Origin of the sequence: Arthrobacter sp. (assembly GCF_030540645.1) — a bacterium.
GTDB lineage: Bacteria > Actinomycetota > Actinomycetes > Actinomycetales > Micrococcaceae > Specibacter.
The window spans coordinates 1-10,468 of record NZ_JAUNVV010000108.1 but is presented as its reverse complement, the minus strand read 5'-3'; the positions used below and the strand labels follow the sequence as shown (position 1 = coordinate 10,468).

8 protein-coding genes are annotated in these 10,468 nt (G+C 63.2%); 1 reads left to right on the top strand and 7 read right to left on the bottom strand.

Going from position 1 to position 10,468, the window contains the following annotated elements:
- From Q4P21_RS14990 to Q4P21_RS14960, 7 genes are all read right to left on the bottom strand, one after another.
- The coding region (locus tag Q4P21_RS14990) for a DEAD/DEAH box helicase (protein WP_303389531.1) at window positions 1-1,460 on the bottom strand (1,460 nt) is incomplete at its 3' end.
- Between the two features lie 360 nt (window positions 1,461-1,820).
- The gene (locus Q4P21_RS14985) at window positions 1,821-2,483 is read right to left on the bottom strand and encodes an MOSC domain-containing protein (protein WP_303389530.1); all 663 of its coding nucleotides are present in this window, start codon (window positions 2,481-2,483) and stop codon (window positions 1,821-1,823) included.
- 106 nt (window positions 2,484-2,589) lie between these two features.
- Complete coding sequence (locus tag Q4P21_RS14980; RefSeq protein WP_303389529.1) at window positions 2,590-4,113, bottom strand: MFS transporter; 1,524 nt, start codon at window positions 4,111-4,113, stop codon at window positions 2,590-2,592.
- A 26-nt stretch (window positions 4,114-4,139) separates the two neighbouring features.
- Window positions 4,140-4,757: a PadR family transcriptional regulator gene (locus Q4P21_RS14975; protein ID WP_303389528.1), complete on the bottom strand. Its 618-nt coding sequence runs from the start codon at window positions 4,755-4,757 to the stop codon at window positions 4,140-4,142.
- Between the two features lie 80 nt (window positions 4,758-4,837).
- Complete coding sequence (locus tag Q4P21_RS14970; RefSeq protein ID WP_303389527.1) at window positions 4,838-5,512, bottom strand: response regulator; 675 nt, start codon at window positions 5,510-5,512, stop codon at window positions 4,838-4,840.
- A 10-nt stretch (window positions 5,513-5,522) separates the two neighbouring features.
- Complete coding sequence (locus Q4P21_RS14965) at window positions 5,523-8,072, bottom strand: DUF4118 domain-containing protein (protein WP_303389526.1); 2,550 nt, start codon at window positions 8,070-8,072, stop codon at window positions 5,523-5,525.
- An 80-nt stretch (window positions 8,073-8,152) separates the two neighbouring features.
- Window positions 8,153-8,902, bottom strand: a complete 750-nt coding sequence (locus tag Q4P21_RS14960) for an SDR family oxidoreductase (protein WP_303389525.1) — start codon at window positions 8,900-8,902, stop codon at window positions 8,153-8,155.
- Between the two features lie 100 nt (window positions 8,903-9,002).
- Between Q4P21_RS14960 and Q4P21_RS14955 the strand changes: the two genes are divergently transcribed.
- Complete coding sequence (locus Q4P21_RS14955; RefSeq protein ID WP_303389524.1) at window positions 9,003-10,403, top strand: amidohydrolase; 1,401 nt, start codon at window positions 9,003-9,005, stop codon at window positions 10,401-10,403.
- Window positions 10,404-10,468 lie beyond the last annotated feature (65 nt).

Here is a 10,468-nt window from a genome sequence, read left to right as displayed (position 1 = left end):
GTCCGGGTCGGGCCGCGGGAGCCGAAGCCGTCCTTGGCGCGATCCTTCTTCTGGTATTCGGGGGCGGCCGGCAGGTCGTTGACCAGCATCGGCTGGCCACCCTGGGCCATGACGGCCAAGGCTGCGGCAATTTCTGCGGCCGGAACGTCGTGTTCCTGCTCGTAGGATGCAATCAGGTCGCGGAATTTGGAGACGTCCTTGCTGGCAAGGGTCTCAGTGATCTTTTCAGCGAACTTGCCAAGGCGCAGGGTGTTGATGGTTTCTGCGGACGGCAGGTGCATCTGGTCCACCGGCTGGCGGGTGGCCTTTTCAATGGCGCGCAGCAGGTACTTCTCGCGCGGGGTCATGAAAAGGATCGCGTCGCCGGAGCGGCCGGCGCGGCCCGTACGGCCAATGCGGTGCACGTAGGACTCGGTGTCATGCGGAATGTCGTAGTTGATCACGTGGGTGATGCGCTCCACGTCAAGTCCACGGGCTGCAACGTCGGTGGCAACCAGGATGTCGATCTTGCCGGCGCGAAGGGCTTCAATGGTGCGCTCGCGCTGCTGCTGCGGGATGTCGCCGTTGATGGCGGCAGCCAGGAAGCCTCGTGAACGGAGCTTGTCGGCAAGGTCCTCGGTGGCCATCTTGGTGCGCACAAATGCGATGACGCCTTCAAATTCTTCAACTTCAAGCACTCGGGTCAGTGCATCCAGCTTGTGCGGGCCCATGACCTGCAGGTAGCGCTGGCGGGTGTTCGCGGCGGTGGTGGTTTTCGCCTTAACCGTGACCTCAGCGGGGTTGTTCAGGTACTGCTTGGAGATGCGGCGGATCTGGCTGGGCATGGTCGCGGAGAACAGCGCCACCTGCTTCTCGGCCGGTGTCTTGGACAGGATCTGCTCAACATCTTCAGCGAAGCCCATGCGGAGCATCTCGTCGGCTTCATCCAGCACCAGGTACTGCAGGTTCGACAGATCCAGGGAGCCCTTGGAGAGGTGGTCGATGACACGGCCGGGCGTGCCGACAACAACCTGTGCGCCGCGGCGCAGACCGGCAAGCTGCGGGCCGTAGGCCGAGCCGCCGTATACGGGGAGCACGGAGAAGTTGTCCATGTGCTTGGCATAGGAGGTGAAGGCTTCTGCAACCTGCAGGGCCAATTCACGCGTCGGGGCAAGCACCAGGATCTGGGTGTTCTTGGTGGGGCCGTTCAGGTCCATCAGTTCAGCCATGCGTGACAGGGCGGGAACGGCGAATGCCGCGGTCTTGCCTGTTCCGGTCTGAGCCAGGCCAACAACGTCCCGGCCTTCGAGCAGCAGCGGGATGGTTGCTGCCTGGATGGGTGAGGGCTTCTCGTATCCGACGTCGCTCAGCGCGGCCAATACGCGGCCGTCAATGCCGAGCTCGGCAAAGGTAATGTCCGGAGCGTCTTCCTTGTTAACGGTGACGGACTCGGAGGAGTTCTGGGAGAAGTTTTCGGGCATGGTCAATGTGTCCTATTCATAGGGGCCAAGCGGCATCTAACGCCGCAGTACAAAGAAATCCAGCCGCTACTGGCATCCCGGGCAGGATCTCGCGCCACATGTGCGCCGCTTTCACGGCCGCTGGCGTTGAACTGAATCAACACCGCATGGCGTTTCTTTGCCGGCAATCCCCTATGAACGCTACTTGCCCGCCCAAAAAACTTGCGGGCCCCATACACTTCAGGCTCCTGCCTCAAAAATTGGGCAGAAAATAAAAGGAGATACCGGAGTGGGGGATGTTTAAATTGTAGTGCATCACGTGCCGCCGCGATACTTGGAAGGCCTGTGATGGCCCGTGAGTTTCGGCACATAGCCGCGAAATCAGGCCGAGCGCGCCAGAATCTTCGGGAATCTGGCGTAAAAGTGCTTGGACAGCTTCAACTCCCCGTCAGCTTCGAGGCGCTGCAATGTCAGCACGTCCTCCACTGTGGGATCGCTGAAGAATTTGCCCACCGTGATCCCGTGCTGCGGCACGTGTTCAACCACGACGGCGTCCCCCGCCGCGACCTTGCCGTGCCCCAACACCCTCAGGTAGGTGCCCGCACGACCCGCCTGGGTAAACCGCTTGACCCATTGAGGCTCGTCCATGCGCTCCGCAAACGTGGCACACGGAACGCGCGGTGACGTGACTTCCAGCAGTGCCTTGCCAATCCGCCAGCGTGTGCCGATCACGGCCTGGCTGGTTTCCACGCCCGTTGTTCGCAGGTTTTCACCAAAGAGTCCCGGGGTGATGGTGCGGCCCAACTCTTCGCTCCAGTAGTCGGCATCTTCTTGGGAATACGCGTAGACGGCCTGGTCCGGTCCGCCGTGGTGTTCGATATCGCCCTGCACATCACCGAACACGCCAAACTTGCGCAAACTGACGGCTCCGGCAACAGGACGCTTGTCGATCCCCGTGACTCCAAAGCCCGTGGCTGTGGTGATCAGCTGGTGGACCCGGCAAATGGCCAGAATCGAACCACTCGGGTGTCTGGAGTCAGTCATGGATTAACAATAAGGCAGGCAATGCGCCCCAACAGCCGGGCATACAGTCCGGCCCCGGGCTAAACCCGGCGGCACCAGCGCAAGGGGGGCCCCGGCGTCGTACTTCTCAGGCACCAACCAAGACGGCGGGCGCGTCATCGTCAGCGACATCTGCTTCAGAAGCCCAGCGCGGCAGGAAGGACGCCGCAATGGCCGCCAGCACCATCCCTGCGGCCATGATCCACATGGTGGAGGTGAAGCCGTCGATGAACACCCCAGGTTTGCTCGTGGCGCTGCTTGTGTCGAGGGCGTCGAAGAAGATGGTGCCGATGATGGCTACGCCCAGTGCGCCGGCGAGCTGGCTGGTGGTGTTGAACAGTCCCGAGGCGGTGCCGGCCAGCTTGGTGGGGACTTCCGAGAGCACGAAGATGCCGACCGGTGCCACGACCATGCCGAACCCGGCGCCGCTCAGGGCAAGCCCTGCCAACAGGTGCCACGGGGTGACGGTGCCGCCAACTGCCTGCACGGTGAAGATCAGCACTACGAAACCGGCTGCGACCACCAGCGGGCCCAGCTGCAGCACCACGCGGCCAATCTTGCGGGCCAGGATCGTTGCCGAGATGCCGGCCAGCACCGGGACCATGACGGAGAACGGAATCATGGTCAGCCCGGCCTTCAAGATCGGGTAGTCCAGGCCCAGCTGCAGGAACAGGGTCTGGATGAGGAAGAAGCCGTTCATGGGGATGAAGAACAAGAACATCATGGCGATGCCAGCGGCGAATGCACGGCTCTTGAACAAGGAGACGGCCACCAACGGCTCGCCCCCACGCTTTTCCTCGCGGCGCTGCAACAACACAAAACCTGCCAGCACCAGCACGCCGAGCACCATGGACACATACGTCCACAGCGGCCAGCCTTCTTCCCGGCCCATGGTCAGCGGGTACAGGATGGCCAGCATGCCCACGGCCAGAATCACGACGCCGGACAGGTCAAGTTTGTGCCGCACCGGCGCCTTGGATTCGGGGACGAACTTGATGGCACAAATCACGGCGAAAACACCCACCGGGATGTTGACGAAGAAGATGGTCCGCCAGCCCCAGCCAAAGAGGTTCGCATCGGTCAAGATGGCACCGATAATGGGTCCGGACACTGCGGCGACGCCGGCCAATGCCGAGAAGCCTGCCATGGCCCCTGCCCGCTCGGATGGCTTGTACATGACCTGCAGGCTGGAGAGCACCTGCGGGATCATGGCTGCGGAGGCGAAGCCCTGCAAGGCGCGGGAGGCGATGAGCATTTCCGGGTTCATGGCCGCACCGCAGAGCACCGAAGCCACCGTGAAGCCGACCAGGCCGATGATGAAGATCTTTTTGCGTCCGTAGATGTCACCCAGACGGGAGCCGGTGATCAGGCCGACGGCCAGGGCCAGCGTGTAGGAAGCCACCATCCACTGCAGTTCGGCGTTTTGAGCGCCGAGGGCACGTTCGATGTCAGGCAGGGCGACGTTGACAATGGTGGCGTCCAGCAACTCCATGAAAGAGGCCATGAACAGGCAGATCAAGGCAATGGAGCGGGCCTTGCCAACGGGTGGGGCGGTGGGTTTCAAGTAGCTTCCTTGGGACAGTGGGAAAAGTGTTGGAAAAATTTGGGGCATGCTGGGCTCCGCGTTAGGCGAGTGCCTCAGGCTGGTGTGTATTGGTGCTGTGTTTCCTGGCTGAGGGCCAGGGCTGCCAGCGACTGCCGGCTCCACGTCATGGCCCCGGAGTCCAGATCAGCCAAGGCGTCACAGAGGAATTCAAGCTCAACGGCACGTGTTCGGGCAATCAGTTCAGCGTCCAAAAGCACAACGCGCGGCAGGAAGGCACTGACAAACTCCAGTTCCTTTTCCAGTTCTGCCACTTCGCGAGCCATGGTGTCGCGGCGGGTGCGCAGCAGCGCGGCAATTTCATTCGGTTCCAGCAACGGGGCGTGGGCAAGGGCGGCGTGGAAGTCCGGGAAGCCGTGTTTGGGGACGGACAGCATCTCGCTGAGCCAACCGCGGGCGGTGACGCGTCCGGCGTCGGAAATTTCATAGATGGAGCGTTCGGGGCGTTGTCCGTGCCGCTCAATTTCCACGATCCGGACCATGCCGTCGCGCGCCAGCCGCTCGATGGTGCTGTAGAGGCTGGCCCGCTGGCTGACGTTGACGACCCTGTCCTTGCCGCGCAGGGCAATCAGCTGCTGCATGCGGTAGGGGTGCATGGGCGCTTCCTCCAGCAATGCCAGCACGGCCAAGGCGAGAGGGGAGCGTTTTGTCATAGTCACAATCTTACTAATAACCTTGTGACCACTTGGACGCGATCCGGGTGCGGTTCGTCACGACTTCCCCAGCGAAAATTCTACGGCGAGAACCGGTAACCCATACCGGCCTCGGTGAGCAGGTGCACCGGATTGGCCGGATCACGCTCCAGCTTCCGCCGCAATTGCGCCATGTAGACGCGCAGATAATGGGTTTCCTTCGCGTAGGCCGGCCCCCACACTTCGGACAGGAGCTGCTGCTGGCTCACCAACCGGCCAGGATTGCGCACCAGCAGTTCAAGCACGCTCCATTCAGTGGGTGTCATGCGCACGGCTTCCCCTCGGCGCAGTACCAGCTTGTTGGCCAGATCCACCGTGAATTCGGTTGTGGCAACGAGCGGTTCCGCGTTTTGCGGCCCGGCCCTGCGCGTCGCCGCCCGCAGCCTGGCCAGCAGCTCATCCAGCCCGAAAGGCTTCGTCACGTAGTCGTCAGCGCCTGCGTCCAGGGCTTCCACCTTGTCGCGCGAGCCGTGCCGTGCCGACAGCACGATGATGGGCACCTCGCTCCAGCCGCGCAGCCCGGCAATGACGTCCAGCCCGTCCATATCAGGCAGCCCCAAATCAAGCACGACGACGTCAATCACCTGGGTTTGCGCGGCGGCGAGCGCGATGGTTCCGTTGGCAGCCGGGATGACCTTGTATCCGTGGGCGTGCAGGTTGATTTGCAATGCACGCAGGATTTGCGGTTCGTCGTCAACGATCAGGACTGTTGTCATGGCAGATTCCTCAAAGTGTCCTCGTGACGCCGGTGGAAAGTGGCATGCGGATGATCATGGTCAGGCCGCCGCCGGGGGTTTCGGCAGCCTCCAGCACACCGCCCATGATCTCGGTGAAACCTTTGGCCACAGCCAACCCCAGACCCACCCCGGTTCCTCCGTGCGCTCCGTAAGAGACGTCGTCGAGCCTCTGGAAGGGCTTGAACATGGCCATGACGTTGGCGGCGGGAACACCTTTGCCGTGATCCACTACGTGCAACTCGCTGGCCGGGTGGCCCTCGATGGTGGCACTGCCGCTGCCGCCAACGGAGCCCAGCACCAGGATTTGAGCGTCTGGAGCGTATTTCACCGCGTTTTCCACAATGTTGGCAATGACCCGTTCCAACAGGCCGGGGTCAGCGTCTATGGCGGGCATGTTCGGCGGCAGTTCCAGGCGTACCCGTTCCGGCGGGACCCCGCGCAAGGCCGCCGGCAGTACTTCCTGCCACGTGACCGGACCCACCACGGGGCTGACCATTTGGGCGCTGAGCCTGGACATGTCCAGCAGGTTGCCGACCAGCGCATCCATCCTGTCTGAGTAGTGCTCGATGGTGGCCAGCAGTTCCGCTTCATCTTCCGGGCTGAACGTCACCTCGCTCTGGCGCAGGCTGCTCACGGCCAGCTTAATCCCGGCCAGGGGTGTGCGCAGGTCGTGGGAAACAGCCCGCAGGACGGAGGTACGGATCTTGTTGTCCTGGTTCAGCTGCACGTTTTCACGCTGTGTCTGGTTCAGCGCGGCACGCTGCTCCAAAGCCAGCAGATGGGCACCAAAGGCACTGAGTAGGCGCCTGTCACGGGCCGGCAGGATTCGCCCGGACAAGCCCAACCGCCAGTGTTCGGACACGTCCTCCACGATGTCCGCCTCCTCGGCCGTGGCCGGAGGGTTCTCCCCCACGGACGATTCCAGCCGCCATTGGCCTTGGGACGGGGCCTGGCGAAAAAGTACCACAGCCCGCATGCCAAAATGATCCCGCACCTGCTCAAGCAGCACCTGCACCGTGTCCTGGGAGGCCAGAATGCCGCGGGCCAGTTCACTGAGTGTGGCGGCTTCAGCCCCGGCCTGCAACGCCTCCCGCGAGCGCCGTGCCGACTGGTCAACGGCGAGCGCAACGATCACAGCCACCAGCAAGAATACGAGCAGGTCCAACAGGTTTTGTGGATCGCTGATGGTCAGGTTCCCCACCGGCGGCGCTGAATAGAAGTTCAGCAGCAGGCTGCTCCAGATGGCCGCCAGCACTGCCGGCCACAGCCCGCCCACGAGCGCCACGGCAATGGTTGCCGCGAATTGAATGAGCATGGTCAGCTCCAAGCTCATGGTTCCCGTGGCGAATTGCACCAGTACCGGCAGCACCGCAGCCAGCACGAATCCGATCACGATCCGTTTCCTGCCCAGTTCGGTGTGGCTGCGGGCCGTCCTGCCGGATCCACTGAGCGGGTGCGGCACCATGTGGACGTCCATTTCGCCGGCGTCGCGCACCACCCGTGCCCCTACGCCCGGGCTGGCCAGGAAGCCCAGACGCGGTTTCCGCCGGGAGGAACCAATGACGATCTGGGTGGCGCCGGCGTTGCGGGCAAAGTCGAGCAGGGCCTGTGCCGGATCCTCTCCTCCCACCGAGTGGTAGGTACCGCCCAGGTCTGTCACCAGCTGGCGCTGTCCTTCGAGGGCCGACGGCGCGTCCCCGGCCACGGCGTCGGAGCGCGGTACGTGCACGGCCAGCAGTTCGCCTCCGCTGACCCGGCTCAGAATGCGGGCTGCCCTGCGTAGCAGCACCTCTCCCTCAGGCCCGCCCGGCAATCCCACCACGATGCGTTCGCGGGTGGGCCAACCGGCCACAATGCCATGGCTCTTCCTATAGGAGGCCAGGCCTTCTTCCACCCGGTCCGCCAACCAGAGCAGGGACAGTTCCCGCAACGCTGCGAGGTTTCCCAACCTGAAGTAGTTGGCCAGCGCGGCATCCACCTTGTCGCCCGGGTACACGCTGCCCGCACTCACACGCTGACGCAGCAGCTCCGGGGAAATATCCACCAACTCTATTTGTTCGGCCCGGCGCACCACCTCATCCGGGACGGATTCTTCTTGGCGGACACCCGTAATGGTTTCCACGGCATCCGTCAATGATGCAAGGTTTTCAACGTTGAGGGTGGAATAAACGTCAATGCCGGCCAGCAGCAGCTCTTCCACATCCTGCCAACGTTTGGCATTGCCCATCCTGGCAATTTCAGCATTTGCGGTGTTTGCGTGTGCATAATCATCTACGAGCACCAGGGCCGGTCTGCGGGCCAGCAGCGCAGCCACATCGAGTTCCTGAAAGTCCATGCCAAGATGGGTGATCCGCTTGGCGGGCACCGTTTCCAAACCGGCAAGCCTCACCCGGATCGGCTCCCGGCCATGGTCCACAATGAGCCCGGCCACCACGTCCACCCCCGCCGCTGCCCGGGCTTTGCCTTCCTCGAGCATGGAGTAGGTTTTGCCCACACCGGGCGCCGAGCCCAGAAAGATTCGCAATATGCCCCGCGTCATGGTTTATTCTCGCAGTTCTGGCAGAACAAGTCCTGACCTGCGCTGAACTAACGCTGTGTTCAGCGCAGGGGACACCCTATTTAGGCCGAGAAGCCGCCGTCGGCCTTGATCAGCTGGCCGTTCACCCAGCGTCCTGCCGGTGAAAGCAGGAACGCCACCACCGGTGCCACGTCGGCGGGCGTGCCCAACCGTCCGCCCGGCTGCAGCGCCGTCAGCTCAGCCCGCACGGAGTCGTCCATCCATCCTGTGTCCACGGGCCCGGGGTTCAGCACGTTGGCGCTGATTTGCTGGCCACCCATTTCCCGCGCGGCCGCAATGACAATCCGGTCCAGCGCACCCTTCGACGCGCCGTATGGCAGGTTGAACGCTGTGTGGTCACTTGTCAGCGCAACGATCGCGCCGCCGTCGTGCGTGGCCTGCCGGGCAAAGGCCGCAATGAGCTGCCAGCTCGCGCGTGTGTTGACGGCGAAGTGCCGCTCAAAACTGTCCAGCGAAGTGTCAAGAATCGCTGAATCCACTGATTCACAATGCGACAACACCAGCCCCTCCAACGAACCCGCTTCCGCAGCGATCTGTCCGAAAAGACGGTCGACGGCGGACGGGTCACCCAGGTCTGCCGGCATGGCCCACACCCGGGCACCGGCCGCAACAAGTTCGGCGGTAAGCTCAGCAACATTGTGGGACATGGGCGCGCCGAACGTTCGCTCGTCGTAGGGGTGCCAATAGTTCAGGACCAAGTCCCAACCCTCGGCGGCGAGGGTGCGGGCAATGCTGGCGCCAATGCCAACGGTGCGGCCCACCCCCGTGATCAAGGCTGTCTTTGGGTGCATGGTTCAAGACTATGCGGGGGAAGCCATGACTGCTAGCGGCCTGTGGAGGAATAAACGCGGTAACTTGGAAGAGTCCCCCGATGGCACACGAAAGGCAGTCATGAGCAGCTCACAGCCCACCCCCAACCCCGGATTCACCCCAGGAAGGGTCACGCGCAGGGCTGCCGCCCCCGCAGGAAAGCCCGGCTCCGTCCCCGTGAAGCCGGGCGGGCCTGCTGCTGCGAAGAAGGTGGGCAAGGCTATCGGGAAAGGTGTTCCGGTGAAGCCTGCCGCCAACACGGCCTCGATCAGCGCCACCATCCGCGAGGCCGCGGCCGCCGCCAAAAGGCGTGTTTTAGCCATCACGAACGCCCATGTGGTTCCGGTGGAAGGGGCGCCGTTTGATGGAACCGTATTGGTGGAAGGTGGGAAGATTCTCGGGTTGGGTGCATCCATCCAGATCCCGGAAGGTGCCGACGTGCTCGATGCACAAGGCCAGTGGCTGTTGCCCGGCTTCATCGACGCGCATGTTCATGTGGGCATGGACCCTGAAGGGGAACTGGGCTCCACCAATGACGTCAATGAGATGACCGACCCCGTCATGGCGGGCGTGCGCGCCATCGACGCTGTGGACCCCTTTGATCCCGGCTTTGACGACGCCCTGGCTGGCGGGATCACAGCCGTCAATGTGAACCCCGGTTCCGGAAACCCCATTGGCGGGCTCGCTGTTGCGATGCACACGCACGGGAGGTACATCGAGGAGATGGTGCTGCGCTCCCCCAGTGGTTTGAAGTCGGCGCTGGGCGAGAACCCGAAAACGGTGTACGGGGAGAAAAAGAAGACCCCTTCCACTCGCCTGGGCACGGCATTGGTGATCCGCCAAGCGTTCATGGACGCACAAAACTGGATGGCACTGCCCGAGCCGCGACCGCGCAACGTCCACATGGAGGCGCTGTCCATGGTGCTGCGCCGCGAGATTCCCTGGCGCCAGCACTGTCACCGCACGGACGACGTCGCCACGGCCCTGCGCCTGGCCGAGGAGTTTGGCTATGAGCTTGTCATTGACCACGGCACGGAAGCCCACGTGATCGCCGATGTTTTGGCCGAGCGCGGCATTCCAGTACTGATCGGTCCGCTGTTCACCACCAAGTCCAAGCCCGAGCTGCGCGGACGCTCCATCGCCAACCCCGGCAAGCTCGCCGCCGCCGGTGTGGAAGTTTCCATCATCACCGACCACCCTGTGGTGCCCATCAACTTCCTCGTCCATCAGGCCGCGTTCGCCGTCAAGGAGGGCCTGGATGCGGACATCGCACTGCGGGCGATCACGATCAACCCGGCCAAGGTGCTGGGCCTGGCAGATCGGATCGGTTCGCTGAAGGTGGGCAAGGACGCTGATCTGGTGCTGTGGAGCGGGGACCCGTTGAATGTCATGCAGCGGGCTCTGAAGGTCTTCATTGGTGGCAAGCAGGTTTACACGTACGACGCCGAGACCCGGGTAGGTGCCGCAGCTTCCCGGGCTTGAGGCCAGCTTCGCTGGGCCGGTCACACTGAAGCCGGGCTGGTCCCGGACACACTGAAGGGACGTTT

Excerpts from the sequence above, each read along its gene's own strand:
- Q4P21_RS14975 (WP_303389528.1), bottom strand. The coding sequence starts at position 4,757 with ATGACAAAACGCTCCCCTCTCGCCTTGGCCGTGCTGGCATTGCTGGAG.
- Q4P21_RS14955 (WP_303389524.1), top strand. The coding sequence starts at position 9,003 with ATGAGCAGCTCACAGCCCACCCCCAACCCCGGATTCACCCCAGGAAGG.
- Q4P21_RS14970 (WP_303389527.1), bottom strand. The coding sequence starts at position 5,512 with ATGACAACAGTCCTGATCGTTGACGACGAACCGCAAATCCTGCGTGCA.
- Q4P21_RS14985 (WP_303389530.1), bottom strand. The coding sequence starts at position 2,483 with ATGACTGACTCCAGACACCCGAGTGGTTCGATTCTGGCCATTTGCCGG.
- Q4P21_RS14965 (WP_303389526.1), bottom strand. The coding sequence starts at position 8,072 with ATGACGCGGGGCATATTGCGAATCTTTCTGGGCTCGGCGCCCGGTGTG.
- Q4P21_RS14960 (WP_303389525.1), bottom strand. The coding sequence starts at position 8,902 with ATGCACCCAAAGACAGCCTTGATCACGGGGGTGGGCCGCACCGTTGGC.
- Q4P21_RS14980 (WP_303389529.1), bottom strand. The coding sequence starts at position 4,113 with ATGCCCCAAATTTTTCCAACACTTTTCCCACTGTCCCAAGGAAGCTAC.